Origin of the sequence: Psychrobacter sp. NG25 (genome assembly GCF_015234355.1) — a bacterium.
In the GTDB taxonomy this organism is placed as follows: Bacteria; Pseudomonadota; Gammaproteobacteria; order Pseudomonadales; family Moraxellaceae; genus Psychrobacter.
This window is the reverse complement of record NZ_JADGMV010000002.1, coordinates 217,315-231,205: the sequence shown is the minus strand read 5'-3', so window position 1 is coordinate 231,205 and position 13,891 is coordinate 217,315. Positions and strand designations below refer to the sequence as shown.

At 41.5% G+C, this 13,891-nt stretch carries 14 protein-coding genes; 3 read left to right on the top strand and 11 right to left on the bottom strand.

Translation table 11 applies throughout. The features are described from left to right. The 7 genes from pxpA to IPZ60_RS03730 all read right to left on the bottom strand — a co-directional run bounded on the left by pxpA (position 1) and on the right by IPZ60_RS03730 (position 6,509). Positions 1-735 carry a 5-oxoprolinase subunit PxpA gene (gene pxpA / locus IPZ60_RS03760; RefSeq protein WP_194196525.1) on the bottom strand — a complete coding sequence of 245 codons (735 nt, stop codon included), beginning with the start codon at positions 733-735 and terminating at the stop codon, positions 1-3. After that, complete coding sequence (locus IPZ60_RS03755; protein ID WP_194196524.1) at positions 725-1,648, bottom strand: biotin-dependent carboxyltransferase family protein; 924 nt, start codon at positions 1,646-1,648, stop codon at positions 725-727. The genes pxpA and IPZ60_RS03755 overlap by 11 nt, the downstream gene beginning before the upstream one ends. A 52-nt stretch (positions 1,649-1,700) precedes the next feature. Further along, positions 1,701-2,354: a 5-oxoprolinase subunit PxpB gene (pxpB, locus tag IPZ60_RS03750; RefSeq protein WP_194196523.1), complete on the bottom strand. Its 654-nt coding sequence runs from the start codon at positions 2,352-2,354 to the stop codon at positions 1,701-1,703. Between the two features lie 81 nt (positions 2,355-2,435). Then, the gene (gene accC, locus IPZ60_RS03745; RefSeq protein ID WP_010200969.1) at positions 2,436-3,782 is read right to left on the bottom strand and encodes an acetyl-CoA carboxylase biotin carboxylase subunit; all 1,347 of its coding nucleotides are present in this window, start codon (positions 3,780-3,782) and stop codon (positions 2,436-2,438) included. Between the two features lie 82 nt (positions 3,783-3,864). Beyond that, complete coding sequence (accB, locus tag IPZ60_RS03740) at positions 3,865-4,371, bottom strand: acetyl-CoA carboxylase biotin carboxyl carrier protein (RefSeq protein ID WP_194196522.1); 507 nt, start codon at positions 4,369-4,371, stop codon at positions 3,865-3,867. A gap of 184 nt (positions 4,372-4,555) precedes the next feature. Then, the gene (locus IPZ60_RS03735) at positions 4,556-5,347 is read right to left on the bottom strand and encodes a putative hydro-lyase (protein WP_194196521.1); all 792 of its coding nucleotides are present in this window, start codon (positions 5,345-5,347) and stop codon (positions 4,556-4,558) included. A 283-nt stretch (positions 5,348-5,630) separates the two neighbouring features. Beyond that, positions 5,631-6,509 (bottom strand): LysR family transcriptional regulator, encoded by an 879-nt coding sequence (locus IPZ60_RS03730; RefSeq protein ID WP_194196520.1) that lies wholly within the window; start codon positions 6,507-6,509, stop codon positions 5,631-5,633. Between the two features lie 90 nt (positions 6,510-6,599). Between IPZ60_RS03730 and IPZ60_RS03725 the strand changes: the two genes are divergently transcribed. Continuing rightward, on the top strand, positions 6,600-7,040 hold the full coding sequence (locus IPZ60_RS03725) for a PACE efflux transporter (protein WP_194196519.1): 441 nt from the start codon (positions 6,600-6,602) through the stop codon (positions 7,038-7,040). A 14-nt stretch (positions 7,041-7,054) separates the two neighbouring features. On the opposite strand, the gene IPZ60_RS03720 is transcribed toward IPZ60_RS03725, so the two are convergent. Both IPZ60_RS03720 and IPZ60_RS03715 read right to left on the bottom strand, forming a co-directional pair. Beyond that, positions 7,055-7,801, bottom strand: coding sequence for a carbon-nitrogen hydrolase family protein (locus IPZ60_RS03720; protein ID WP_194196518.1), 747 nt, complete (start codon positions 7,799-7,801; stop codon positions 7,055-7,057). Next, positions 7,798-8,709: a LysR family transcriptional regulator gene (locus IPZ60_RS03715; RefSeq protein WP_194196517.1), complete on the bottom strand. Its 912-nt coding sequence runs from the start codon at positions 8,707-8,709 to the stop codon at positions 7,798-7,800. Before IPZ60_RS03715 ends, IPZ60_RS03720 begins: the two co-directional genes overlap by 4 nt. Before the next feature lie 131 nt (positions 8,710-8,840). On the opposite strand from IPZ60_RS03715, the gene IPZ60_RS03710 reads away from it, so the two are divergent. Continuing rightward, a complete protein-coding gene (locus IPZ60_RS03710) occupies positions 8,841-9,716 on the top strand; it encodes a DMT family transporter (RefSeq protein WP_265087434.1) in 876 nt (291 codons plus the stop codon). Positions 9,717-9,878: 162 nt separating this feature from the next. On the opposite strand, the gene IPZ60_RS03705 is transcribed toward IPZ60_RS03710, so the two are convergent. Together IPZ60_RS03705 and IPZ60_RS03700 are read right to left on the bottom strand one after the other, a co-directional pair. Next, positions 9,879-11,657, bottom strand: a complete 1,779-nt coding sequence (locus tag IPZ60_RS03705; protein WP_194196516.1) for a hypothetical protein — start codon at positions 11,655-11,657, stop codon at positions 9,879-9,881. A 162-nt stretch (positions 11,658-11,819) separates the two neighbouring features. Continuing rightward, positions 11,820-12,734, bottom strand: a complete 915-nt coding sequence (locus IPZ60_RS03700; RefSeq protein ID WP_194196515.1) for a LysR family transcriptional regulator — start codon at positions 12,732-12,734, stop codon at positions 11,820-11,822. A gap of 464 nt (positions 12,735-13,198) precedes the next feature. On the opposite strand from IPZ60_RS03700, the gene IPZ60_RS03695 reads away from it, so the two are divergent. Further along, entirely contained in the window at positions 13,199-13,876 is a 678-nt protein-coding gene (locus tag IPZ60_RS03695) for a glutathione S-transferase family protein (RefSeq protein ID WP_194196514.1), read from the top strand. The last annotated feature ends 15 nt before the right edge of the window (positions 13,877-13,891 follow it).

Sequence of the window (13,891 nt, the reverse complement as noted above, 5' to 3'; positions counted from 1 at the left end):
TTAGGCAGATATAGTGATACCTTTGAGCTCTAGTTGTTTCTTGATTTCTTGTGCAAATAAAATAGCGTGTTCACCATCACCATGTAGGCAAATACTTTGCGCTTCTACGGGGACAGTTTGGCCACAGACACTGGTGACCGTCCCTTCAGTGATCATCTGCAGCACATGCTTGACCGCATCGCCTGTGTCGGTTATCAGGGCGTTGTCTTTGCTACGAGAGACCAATGAGCCGTCTTTTTCATAGTTTCTATCGGCAAACACTTCTGATATAGCTTCTAAACCATGCTTCTTGGCTGATTTAACCAAATATCCGCCGGACAAACCCATGACCTTTAGGCTTGGATCAAATCGTTTGATTTCGCTCACCAAAATATCTGATAAGTCTTCATCAATGGCGGCTTGGTTATATAACGCACCATGCGGTTTTACGTAGTCTAATGACACACCCACTAAGTCGCAGAGCGCTTTGGTTGCACCCAACTGATACACCAATAAAGCACGATAATCGGCTTCGCTTAACGGCTCATGAATACGGCCAAAGTTTTCTCTATCGTTTAGACCAGGATGTGCGCCTACGCTCACGTTGTTTGCTTTTGCCAATTGCAACGTGGCTAGCATCTCGCTGTAAGAACCAGCATGAAGACCACAGCAGACATTCGCCGAGCTAACTATCGTTAGTAATTTATCGTCTTGCCCGCAGCCTTCCGCCACATCAGCATTTAAATCAATTTTCATTGGCATACTCCTTTATTTGATCGATATAGTGTTGTCTGTTTTGCTGTTCCTTTAACGCTTGCTCTAATGACACAACGACGAACTGACAGGTTTTACCAAATCTAATCTGTGCCATCAGACCTATGTCTGCTTGAATCACGGTTGCAATTTTGGGGTAGCCACCCGTCGTTTGCCCATCCGCCATCAAAATAATCGGTTGCCCTTGTGGTGGCACCTGAATCATACCAATATCAACACCATGTGAGCTCATTTCTACAGGCTTACTAAATTCAAGCGCTGTTGCTCCCTCAAGGCGGTAACCCATACGGTTGCTACTGGTTTGTAGTTTCCAAGGCTGATTTTCAAAAGCTTGTTGAGACGACTCAGTGAAGCAATCATACTCACTGCTTTTTATCACTCTAATGACATCGGTTGGCGCAAGCCGAGCCACCCCAATGACAGGCAGGTTTGATTCGGTTTTTACCGTTAAGGTATCATCGGCTTTTAGGTATCTGCCTTCAAATCCGCCAAATCCTGCTTTGAGATTGGTGCTAACCGACTGCAATACGGGCTCAATATCGAAGCCACCGTGCACACATAAATAGCTATACATACCCTGTAGCGGACGCAAAAGCTTGAGCGTTTGCCCAGCTGTCGCATTGATACGCCAATAGCAAGGAACACGCTTGTCGTCTAAATATGCCTCGTATAAAGCACCTGTTAAGCAAAAACTGACGCTTTCTTCAAACTGTATGGTTAGCTCACCGAGCGCTATTTCAATAGCAGGTTCGTTTGCCTCGTTTTTCATCAAAGCGTTACCAGCTTGTAGCGCCCAGCTGTCCATCACGCCATTTCTACCCACGCCCATGCTTCGGTAACCCAGTCGTCCCGAATCTTGAATACTGGCAAGGGCACTTGCGGTTAAAATTTTCATTGATACCACCTGTTTATTTGTCTTTTTGATTCATGCATCTTTTATTTATCGCTTATTGATGAATATCAATCGCTTTAAATGTCAAAGTATCGCCTGCGTTAAGTAACGTCGGAGAAGACTTGGTTAAATCAAATAAGGCAGTATCCGTCTGACCGAGTAACTGCCAGCCGCCCGGAGATTCAAAAGGGTACACCCCTGTCTGCTCGCCGCCGATACCCACTGAGCCTGCGGGCACTTGGGTTCTAGGTACGGCATGCCTTGGGAAGTATAAGGACTCAGATAAGCCGCCAAGATAAGGAAATCCTGGCTGAAAACCGATAAAGTAAACGGTATAAGTGGCTTTAGTATGTAGATCGACCACGGCTTCAACTGAGAGATTTAGGTCATTCGCCATGGCTGCTAGATCGGGGCCATATTTTCCACCGTACTGCACGGGTATCTCGACGTGCTTACCTTGGATGGTTTTTGAAGGAATGTCATTGAGCAGGTCTGACAGCCTATCTTTAAAGGTAGTAAGCTCAGCCCACGTTAATGGCACGATGAATACACTGAGCGTATTCATGCCAATCACCACTTCGATGACTTCTGGCATTTTCTGGATGCTGTCTGATAAAGCCCAGCATTTTTGTTGTTTTTCTAAGGTGGTTGGTTTGGGAAAAAACAACGCTAGATTGGTTTCACTGCATATTTGCCATTGTAGTTCCATCAGTATGGGCTCCATTATCTGTTATCTTAATTCTGACGCTAATGCCAAATTTGGTTTTCATTTTTGCGGGTCAGACTGGATTTATATATTGTCTTGTATCCACTGTTCTAGATAATGAATGCTCATTTGACCCTGACAAAATACCTCATCTTCAAACAGACGTTGATGTAAACCAATGTTGGTATCAATACCCGTGATTTGCGCCTCCGATAAGGCCGCACGCATTTTTTCTATCGCTTTTTCTCTTGAACGATCTTGTACACATATCTTGGCAATCAAACTGTCATAAGATGGCGGCACGGTGTAGTTCGATTCAGCATGACTGTCTACTCTGATACCAAACCCTGCTGGCATGTGGCAGTAGTCTATGCGTCCAGCATTTGGTAAAAATGTCTGCGCGTTTTCAGCATTGATACGGCACTCAAAAGCGTGTCCGGTAATGGCGATATCATTCTGTTTGTATGCCAGTGGCAGTCCTGCAGCTACTCTGATTTGCTCTTGCACAATATCCACGCCCGTTACCATCTCAGTGATGGTGTGCTCAACTTGCACACGAGTATTCATCTCGATAAAGAAGAACTCGCCGTTTTCATATAAAAATTCAAACGTGCCTGCGCCTCTATACTGCATTTGCTCGCAAGCTGTGACACAGGCTTGGCCTATTTTCTGACGCTGCTCTTCGGTGATACCGGGTGCTGGCGCTTCTTCAATGACTTTTTGATGACGACGCTGCATAGAGCAATCACGCTCGCCTAAATAAATAGCATTACCGTGGGTATCGGACATGACTTGCACTTCGATATGACGCGGTGCTTGTAAGTATTTTTCGAGATAAACGATAGCGCTACCAAAATTGGCTTTGGCTTCTGTTTGCGTCATAGAAATCGCAGAGAGTAAGTCGGCTTCTTTTTCGACCACACGCATCCCACGCCCGCCGCCGCCGCTTGCTGCTTTGATGATGACTGGATAACCAACGTCATTGGCAATCTTGATAACTTGCTCTGAATCAGCAGGCAATGCGCCATTCGATCCAGGTACACAAGGCACGCCAGCCATCGTCATTTGTTTTTTGGCTTCAACCTTGTCGCCCATGTTTCTGATATTGTCAGCCGTTGGGCCAATAAACGTGAGACCTGAGTCTTCAATTAAGGCCGCAAAGTCTGCGTTTTCAGACAAAAAGCCATAGCCTGGATGGATGGCTTGTGCGTTGGTAATTTTTGCAGCAGAGACCAGCGCTCTTTGATTGAGGTAGCTGTGCGTGGCATTGGCAGGCCCGATACAGATTTTTTCATCGGCTAGGCGTACGGGTAACGAGTCTTTGTCTGATTCAGAGTGGGCAATGACGGATTTAATACCCAGCTGCTTACAAGCTCGGATAATACGTAGCGCAATCTCGCCACGATTGGCAATTAAGATTTTTGTGAACATGTTTATTCCCTTAAAAATATAGTGTCAAATACAGTGCTTGTGCAGCGTCTATACAATATTATTGAGTGGCTATTGATTGACTTTAACTGTCTGGCGCTATAATAAATAAAGGCTGTGCATATTCTACGACATCACCTTCATCGATCAGAATTTCTTGAATCGTACCGTCAGCTTCTGCTTTTACTTCATGCATCATTTTCATGGCTTCAATAATACATAGGGTCTGCCCTACTGCTACCTGATCGCCTACCTTAAAGAACGCCTCAGCGGTTGGCTCAGAGCGAAGATAAAAAGTACCGAGCATAGGTGCTAATACTTGGGATGAAGATGAAGAGCTAGATGAATTAGTGACCTCTGTCGTCACCGTTTCATCAATAGCGTTGTTGTCTGCACTGGTATTATTAGGAGTGTTATTATGGGAGCTTACTGTGTGTGCTTCTGAATAACCAGTTTTTGAGTGAGAGGTATTGCCACTAGCCTGACAAATGATAGAGATGCGTGCATCGCCATCGGTCACCTCTAAAGATTGTATATCAGCGCCTTCTGCGATCTTGATTAGCTTTTCTAGATCCGTAAAGTTTATATTCATATGATTGTCTGTTCCATTAGAGTGAAAGTGAATAATTATGTTTTATAAGAAATTTTGTCGCTGATATAACTAGGGCCTTACTGTTAAACACTACGTTTTTATTTATTGAAAGCTTTTTGGACAAATAAGATTGGACGCCCTTACATTCTAAAAAGGTTTTTTAAAATAGCGTTGTCATCCAAAATTACAAAACTGCCAAATCCTCATCCTTTGGATCGCAGATAAACATATGCCCCGGAGCATGCGTGATCATCAGTTCTGGTTTACTGGTCATTGCGATGCTTTGAGGCGTCACACCACAAGCCCAAAATACAGGAACTTCGCCTTCCTTTATGAGTGATGCATCACCAAAATCGGGAGAGTGAATGTCTGTGACCCCGATGACACTAGGGTCTCCAATATGGATAGGCGCGCCATGTACTTGCGGAAATCGAGAGGTGGCTTGTACGGCTCTGGTGATTAATGGATAAGGTATCGGTCGCATACTGACCACCATTTTTCCATGAAACTGTCCTGCAGGCTCAGTTTCTATATTCGTGATATACATCGGAACATTGTGACTGTCTTCGATATGTCTGACAGGAATGGATGCATTGAGCATGGCAGACTCAAAGGAAAAGCTACATCCTAAAAGAAAGCAAACCAAGTCGTCTCTCCAATAGTCTGTTAGGTCTGAGACCTCAGCTACTAGCTCGCCAAACTCATATATTCGATACTTTGGGACATCAGACTTTAAGTCTGCGCCCTTCGCCATCAGTCGTGGTTCCGAACTACCAACATCTGTTACGTCTAAAATAGGACAAGATTTGGGGTTTCTTTGTGCAAACAATAAAAAATCATAGGCCAATTTCTTGGGTACTATGACTAGGTTTGCTTGTATGTGACCTTTACACATGCCAGAAGTCGGCTTGTTGATTTCGTTCTTACCAATTAGTGCTCTGACCTCTTGTGGCGTCATATTTGCTAAATCTAACATGATTACAACCTCTTACGTTTTGTCATTGCTAGCAGATAAAAATCCTCTAATAAAATCTGTACGAAGTTGGTACTTTTTAACAATATTTTATATATAAATAATCATATTATCGTTATGTAACCTAGCAGAACATTTTTAAAATAACAAGACGTAAGCGTTGCAAATAAGCGCACGTGATACATAAATAAGGACAGTCAAAGAAGGGTTGGTTCTAGGTATGGTCACATGTTCAGTCTTTGTCATACACATGGCCAACAAATGTTTTTATTCGCATTTACTCATACTACTTATTTAAAGCAATCGCTGCTGATTTTAGCCAAGTTGCCGCTTTACCCAAAGAGCGCTGTTTGTGCCAAATCAGCTCCAATGCGACTGGCCAATCATGATCGTCAAAATCCAATACCGGTGCGACCAGATAGCCATTATCTAAGGCGCTAGCAACCACGTGCTCAGGCACAAACGCCCAACCCAGATTACGCTGTACTAACTCAACGATTACCCACTGACTCTCCACCCACCAAACATCAGAAGCGACTCGTAATCGGGCTTTTTCATCGCTGTGATTGCGTGTGGCTACCATTAGCTGTCTGTAGCGTTTTAGCTCCTCCCATGCAACTGGCTGATGTGCCAGCTCATGTTCTGGCGCGCATACCAATGTCAATGATACCCAGCCAAGCGTATGAAAATTCAAGGCTGAAGGGAGGATTTCTTGACGCCACATAATGCCCAAATCCGCGCGATCTTCTAATACCAAGCGGCTGACATCCTCCATCAGTGGAAACAGTAGCTCTAGCTCTACACTGGGAAAGCGACGAGAGAACTCTTCCATTAGTGTACCCAGTTTCGATTCCGGATACAGCTCATCAACCGCTAATACCAGCCTGCTCTCTACCCCTTCACCCAAACTCTGTGCAACCCCGCGAAAATGCTCACAACGCTCAAGTATCACTCGAGCTTCGACCAGTAACCGCTCTCCAACGGGCGTTAACGTTGGATAACGGCCACTGCGTACAAACAAACTACTATCTACGTCGACTTCTAAGTTTGAGACAGCCGTACTGATGACTGACTGCGCCTTACCCAATTGCCGCGCTGCCGCTGAGAATGACCCTGTTTCTACCGTCGCTACAAAAGCTTTTAGTTGCTCTAAGGAAAAGCTCATCTATCTGTATATCCTATAGGTCCCAACTTGGTTATACGATTTTAACAGATACAATAGCCCGATAAATCACTAATTCAATTGGAAATTTCGATGCGTACTACTAAAGACCGTATTCGCCATACGCTAGGTTTTGAGATAGTTGGCTTAATCATATTTGTACCGCTTGCCAGTTGGCTATTTGGCTTTGATATTCATGCGATAGGTCTGATTGCGGTGGCTGGATCCATCATTGCAACAGTTTGGAACTATTTCTATAACCTATTGTTTGATCACTCTATGGTGAAGCTGCGTGGAAATGCGCATAAGACGGTGCCAATACGATTGCTACACGCCTTTTTATTTGAAGGGGGCCTACTGTTATTATTCTTACCAATGATTGCATGGTACTTAGGCATCAGCCTATGGCAAGCCTTTATGATGGATATTACGATGGCTACTTTCTATGTGGTTTATGCCTTCTTCTATAACTTAAGTTACGACAAGGTATTCCCTATTCCAGAAAATCATCTTGCCACTCAATTTAATCGTTAAGTCTTATGGTTGAATCAAGCTAAGTCTATATAACGGTAGTTTTGCTCAGATTGTTTTATGTCTGTTAAATCGATATCCACCACTGCTATGTCTTGCGTCGAACCAAGTTTTTTTATAATTTGTCCTGTAGGAGAGACTACTAGACTCTCTCCTACAAACTCACCGCCATGACCGATGCCGACACCATTGCAGGTAATCACAAAACATTGGTTCTCTATAGCACGAGCTTGAGTCAGTACATAATGGACATTCGCATAGGGAGACATATTGCCATTTGGCATAAAAATAATTTTTGCGCCTTTCTTTGCCAGTGCTCTCGAACCTTCTGGAAACTCTAGCTCAAAACAAATCTGAGCACCGCAAACCACATCATTAATGCTAACCACTGACAAGTCTTTTCCGCTGGTAAATACCCCAACATCATCAAGCCAAAGCTTTGACTTTCGGTGTTTATGAATGATTTTGCCGTTTTTTATAAAAGAACATGCGTTATAGAAAAGTTGATCCTGTTTGTCAATATGCCCAACAATGATGGTTGAATCCGTATGTTTGCTGGCTATTAGTAAGTCTTCAAAATGCGATTGTGATTGGCTGCATAAAGAGTCAATATTATCTGCTGTCGGAAATCCTGTAAAAGCGAGCTCTGGAAAAATCATAAAGCCTTGACAGTCTTTGTGCTCATTGATGGATTTCAATATCAAGGCGGCATTTACCGACACTTGATAATCAGTGATATCAATCTGGTTGATGACGATTTTCATAGAATTTTATTCTCATTAATATAGCACTGCAACTCCAACCAACGGCTTAATTTAATAATGTCAGCTTGATTTGACTTTAAATCATTATAAAAGAAATAGAAGCTGTCGCCAGTGAGTAATTCATGCATTGGGATTCTAACAAGATTTTGCTGATGGGTTTGTTCTAGCATCATATAGTTGTCGATAAGCGTAATACCTAAGTTATAACGCGCGGCCTGTGCGGCAAGAAGCACGTGGCTAAACTGATTGATTTTTACATCGCTTGGTAACTCGAACCCACCTACCTTGCACCACTTTAGCCAATCATTGGCCGCATTTTCGCTTTTTCCAGCGTATTTTACGGACAGTATGGGATGCTGCCATAACGCCTCAGGCAACGGTTGGTCTTTTATTTCCTCCCACAGCCTTTGACCACAGACAGGGAATAGCTTTTCAGCGAATAAAAACGTACTGACCACGTTACGCTTTGGCGGATGGACGGTTATAAAACAGTCAGAACATTGCTCATTATAATCGTCTTGGTCTGTCACCATGTTTAAGGTGAGCTCAATTTCTGGGTGTTGTGTATGGAAGTCTTCTAATCGAGGAATCAGCCAATTAACAGCCACCGAGCTATACAGTGCTAGGCGAATATGCCCAGGTTGGTCATTCCGAATGGCTTGACTGGTATTCGAAATAGCCGCTAACGATTGATTTACTTCTGTAAAATAACGCGCCCCTATTTCTGTCAACGAAAGTGTCCGACCCTGCCTATAAAACAACGCTTCACCAAGGTACTCCTCAAGCGTTCGAACCTGATGACTCACAGCGCTTTGCGTCACGTTGAGGTTTTCTGCTGCCTTTGAAAAGCTATTCAGTCTTGCAACGGATTCAAAACATTGTATCGCACGCAATGGCGGTAGTTTCATTATTAACTCAGCTAATACTAAAGGGCTTTATATCATTATACGTCATGTAAATATATGAATATACTGCTTACCTGACCATTAGATCCAATGGCTTAATTTAAAGTTTCATGTATTTTGAGATAGGTGTGAGAATGATAATGCCAAAGATGAGTGTTGGGTTTGCCATGATTCTATTGGTTGTGGGAAACATGATTGCTATCTTGTCAGATGCGTTGATCAAAGAGTTGCCAGATGGCGCAGCGGTCTATCAATTTGTGCTATTGCGTCAGCTGACAGCTGTTCTGATGCTACTGCCCTTTTGCTTTTTGAACAAAAAAACCAAATTAATTAGCAAATTAAAATGGCACTTTGTCAGAGGCTATATTTGGTTATTTGGTGCGGTATTTATGGTGTTGTCTATTCAGGCGTTGCCGCTAGCAACGGTGAATGCTATTTTCTATACCGCTCCTTTGTTGATGTTGCCGTTAGGGTTTTTGTTTTATAAAGACAGACTCACAGCGTCAAGCATCGTTGTGGCAATGCTAGGTTTCGTTGGTATTCTTATCATTGTAAAACCAACGCAAATTAATATGGGTGCTATATTTGCACTGATAGTGGCCTTAACCATGGCGACGAACAATCTATTGGTTCGCAAACTGCCTTCGAATCACACCGTTGCACAAACATTATTTTTGACCAATTTAGTCGGAATACCATTGGGGCTTGGCTTGGCTATTTGGGAAAATGCCCCTTTGAGTTGGTATGCGCTATGGATAGCAGCCGGATCAAATCTGTTTATTTTAATCTATGCGGGTATCTGTGTATTGGTCTACCGTGCGGTGGAAGCACATAAAATATCTAGTGCAGAATATACAGGGCTGTTAGGTGCTGTGTTTATCGGCATTGTGTGGTTTCATGAGATACCAGATATCAGCTTATTGATAGGTTCAGCATTGATTATTATTCCTCTCATTTGGCTAGCCACACGAGAATCTGTCAAATATAAAAGATCGGTTCCGATAGAATAAGTGGAAATATTGGTAATCGTTTCCTGCATAAAAAATCACATCGAGTTGATGTGATTTTTAATCAATGAAACTGTACTTTAAAGCTTATCACTTTCTTTTAATGGAACTAACTTGAAGAAGAAATAGAAAAAATCCAACTGCTTTTTCTATCCAATTGCTTTGTTACACTTCTTGCAGAAAAAGCTCTGTTCCTTTTTTTATCGGCAAATTCAAGGCGATTCCTACTTCTCCTATAGTTGCTTCATCGACATCATCTCCATCAAGCTGAATTGAATTTATAGCTAGTTTTGATAATTTTCCATCTTTTTTACCAATTAACGTTGAACCTATTTTTATAGTGCATGTATCAGTTAGATTTAAAATTGCTACTTTGCCATTTTTAAATATTTCGTTTGAAATCCCAATCGATGTTGTGTTACTTGGCTCTAACGTGATTAAACCGCAATCGAACAAACTGTTTCTAACTTCTTCTTTAGTTATAATCCCATCTTCAATCAAAAAATATGCTTCATACAAGCTATAAGTAGTGATAAGTCCTCTATTCTCAAGCTTAGCATCATTAATTTGATTTTCGGTGAATGGTGGGTTTGCTCTATTTTCCGGAGCTAAATATCGTTGATGGTTGACTATATATAAGCCAAATACATCAAACTTTCCACGTTGCTCAGCTCTTCTATATTTTATTTTGCTGATTTGCGAACAAGCTTTGTCTGTTGATGTTCCACCAATGCCTTTGATCTCAATGACAAGAAGCCCTTTATCTGTTTCTATTTGAAGATCTTCCTCAAATACATCTATCACTTTTTCATCCATATCCACAATTGAATCAAAACCGAGCCAATCCATATATTTTTGAATAGACTTAACTAACTCATCACCAGTTTGAAAAATTAATTCATGCAAAAAACTGTATTGTTCTCTTGTCTCTTCAATCTGTTGTTCAATGTTTTGAAGGTTTTTTCTATATTCAACACTCAGCTCAAACTTTTGTCTTAATAATGCACCTTCATTTGGCAGTAAATACTCTCCATTATTCAACCATCCGAACTCACCATGGTATGGAAAAATATCAGGCATTATATCAGGAAGATATGTTTTAAAAAGCTCACTGATAAACTGACTTTTTTCTTTCATGTCAGGAAAAACTAAAATCAAACAGTTGTTAACCAAATGAGCATAACTTATAATTTCTTCGCGATCATTTAGTAGTAGTGGAATAAAATCTTCAAGTTTTTGACTTGTGCCGTCTCTCCATGTAGTAGGATGCTCAAAAACATTACTGTACTCAATTTCGCTCAGGTGCTTTTCAAAAATCGAAGATATTTTTTCATTTCTTACAGTAACGGCTTTACTTCCATGTCTTTCCACTCTAAAAACATTTGAGCTATAAAAATCTAAATTAGAGTAAGAAGGTCTATCTATTACTACGCTACCACGAGATGTAATTTCGACAAATTCATAGTCCGCCTTATTTTCTTGCCCACAGAAGGCAATGATGATCGATCTTTTTTTTATTATATCTTTAATCTCTTTAGATATTATATCTACAGCGATTGGTCTTGGATCAAAAATCTGTTCAGGAAAGCGACTAAGGAAAGCATAAGCTTTGGAGCCTTTAGCATTTTCTAGACTGTGATCATTAGCTGAAAAATCTTCTATTTTATTACCTGTCATGTCTAACATGACTATATCAAACTCATGCAAATTTTTCGGAGATTCATAATTCAGCTTTATTAACCTTTCAGTATACGGCTGATTGTTTACTTTAATGCTAGATCCAAGACTCCCCTTAACACAGTTAAACTTCAATCGCTTAAGCTCTTGATGCACATCATCATCAAAATCGAACAAGCAGATCATAGGATGTTGGTGAATCTCAGGTTGTTTGTTTTCGAAATCAGCTATAGGCTGCTCTTCTTTTTGCGTTGGCTTTCTTAACATAGACTACGTAATCCTGATCGATATGATTTAAGTGTGATATCTTACATTTCTCATTTGATGACTTATAATATCTTAAAATAAGATACATTATATTTTTTATAAAGTACCTAAAAAGCATTTAATAATCTTATTTGAAAAACTGCAACTATAATGAATTAATCACTAAACCTTCACTTTAACTACCTTTATTCTCTCAACCAAGAAGTCTACGGCGGCTTTCACTTTGGGTACGAGATAGCGCTGCTTTTGATACAGCAAATACACAGCCATATCAGCATGTTGCGTAATCGCTAACGGATGCTCAAATTTAATCTCTTGTAACGCGCCTGACTCAAGATATGACGACAACGCCCAGTGGGTAGACATTAAAATACCTTCACCGTTACAAGCCTTTTTGGCGAGCCATGGCCCATTATTTGAGATCGCAACGGCTGGCCCCGAGACATCATGCCACTGATCATCCACATGACATAACCAAGGCGTTGGCCCATTTGGCGCTTTGAAATACAGACCTTTATGTTCTTTTAATTCCATCACATGATTGGGTGTACCATGCATCTCCAAATAACTGGGAGACGCAACGGGAATAAACCCATTGTCCATTAACCTAATAGCAATCACGCGCTCATTGGGTGCATAACCACCGCGAACCGCAATGTCTACATCGTCACGGCCTAGTGCTGATAGCTCATCGCTGAGACTGATATCCAATACAATCTCTGGGTATAACTTACCAAGTTCGTCTAACAACGGCAGCAGTATCTTTTCACCAAAACCCACCATCGAGCTGATTCGTAAGCGCCCCATTGGCGTGGTCTGGTAACTGCGCACCGTTTCTTTACTTTGTTCTAGTTGGTTTAATATGTGCTGCATATCATTGTAATAAACCTGCCCTACTTCGGTCAGTTTAACGATTCGAGTCGAGCGCTTTAATAATGTCGCGCCCAGACTTTTCTCCAAATCAGATACCCGTCTAGATAGTGAAGATGGCGGCACATTAAACGCACTTGCTGCTTTAGTAAAACTGCCTGTTTCTACGACTTTGCTGAAATACCGTATCGCACGTAATTGATCCAACTGACCTCTCCATTTATATAAATATTTAAGTATTCTCGCCTTATTATTGTCTTAATAGCAATAGTGATTCACGTTATTCCTTATATATAACCACATTAAAACCAGTAATAATGTGGTTAACTTAGGGCGTGCTTGATATTCGACCATGGCACTGACAGAGACTATTTTTTAGACAGTTCGACGTTAAAAATAGTAAGTTTAGTCATTCTAAGCGTCTATGTTTTAACAATGAAGTGGCAAAAAATAGTCCTGTCTCCTTCTGTTTATATTGGAGCTGATGCTAAAACTGCCCCATACTGTGTTGTAAATCTAGTTAAGGCACGAGCATTACCGTCGTTTTACGCCTTGTCTGGAGCCGTTTTAGCAATCAGCAGTGCCTATTTGTGAATATCAAAAACGACCTAAACGTCGCAATGAAAACACGATTAAAAATAACCTTTACGTCAACAATGGAAGAATGACTTATGATTACTTTGCACGGCTTTGCTGCAAGCAACTATTACAACATCGTAAAACACGCTCTTTTATATAAGGGTATTCCATTCCAAGAGGACCTTTTGTACGCTGGTAGTGATGATCTACTAACCGTCAGTCCAGTGGGTAAAGTACCTGCAATCACCATGCCTGACGGTTTTAATCTGTCGGAATCTAGCGTGATTTGTGACTTCCTTGAAGAAACCTATCCTGAAAAGCCGCTATATCCTACCAATGCAGCAGAACGCGCGGCTGTACGTCAGATTATGAAAATAGCAGAGCTTTACTTTGAGCTACCATGCCGCCGACTGATTCCTTATGTGTTTTCTGGTGCTCAAGCACCTAACGCAATCAAAGATGAAGTACGTCAAGTATTGGGCCGCGGTATTATTGCCATGAATCGCTTATGTAAATTTTCTCCTTGGATTGCAGGCGAGAAATTCACCATGGCCGACATCTATGTGCATCACGTCAACACCATTGTCAACGCTTTTGGATCTACTCAGCTTGAGTGGGATGTACTGGCAGAAGTGGAAGGTATGAAAGAATGGAATAAGACCATGAGTAAAACCGACATTGCACAAAGTGTTCAGGCAGATAGCCAAGCGAATATGCCTGAGTTCATGCAGCATGTGACTGCCCAAATCAAAGCCGCAAATGCTGGCTAGTTCGATGCTAACCCG

Excerpts from the sequence above, each read along its gene's own strand:
- pxpA (WP_194196525.1), bottom strand. The coding sequence starts at position 735 with ATGAAAATTGATTTAAATGCTGATGTGGCGGAAGGCTGCGGGCAAGAC.
- IPZ60_RS03755 (WP_194196524.1), bottom strand. The coding sequence starts at position 1,648 with ATGAAAATTTTAACCGCAAGTGCCCTTGCCAGTATTCAAGATTCGGGA.
- pxpB (WP_194196523.1), bottom strand. The coding sequence starts at position 2,354 with ATGGAACTACAATGGCAAATATGCAGTGAAACCAATCTAGCGTTGTTT.
- accC (WP_010200969.1), bottom strand. The coding sequence starts at position 3,782 with ATGTTCACAAAAATCTTAATTGCCAATCGTGGCGAGATTGCGCTACGT.
- accB (WP_194196522.1), bottom strand. The coding sequence starts at position 4,371 with ATGAATATAAACTTTACGGATCTAGAAAAGCTAATCAAGATCGCAGAA.
- IPZ60_RS03735 (WP_194196521.1), bottom strand. The coding sequence starts at position 5,347 with ATGTTAGATTTAGCAAATATGACGCCACAAGAGGTCAGAGCACTAATT.
- IPZ60_RS03730 (WP_194196520.1), bottom strand. The coding sequence starts at position 6,509 with ATGAGCTTTTCCTTAGAGCAACTAAAAGCTTTTGTAGCGACGGTAGAA.
- IPZ60_RS03725 (WP_194196519.1), top strand. The coding sequence starts at position 6,600 with ATGCGTACTACTAAAGACCGTATTCGCCATACGCTAGGTTTTGAGATA.
- IPZ60_RS03720 (WP_194196518.1), bottom strand. The coding sequence starts at position 7,801 with ATGAAAATCGTCATCAACCAGATTGATATCACTGATTATCAAGTGTCG.
- IPZ60_RS03715 (WP_194196517.1), bottom strand. The coding sequence starts at position 8,709 with ATGAAACTACCGCCATTGCGTGCGATACAATGTTTTGAATCCGTTGCA.
- IPZ60_RS03710 (WP_265087434.1), top strand. The coding sequence starts at position 8,841 with ATGATAATGCCAAAGATGAGTGTTGGGTTTGCCATGATTCTATTGGTT.
- IPZ60_RS03705 (WP_194196516.1), bottom strand. The coding sequence starts at position 11,657 with ATGTTAAGAAAGCCAACGCAAAAAGAAGAGCAGCCTATAGCTGATTTC.
- IPZ60_RS03695 (WP_194196514.1), top strand. The coding sequence starts at position 13,199 with ATGATTACTTTGCACGGCTTTGCTGCAAGCAACTATTACAACATCGTA.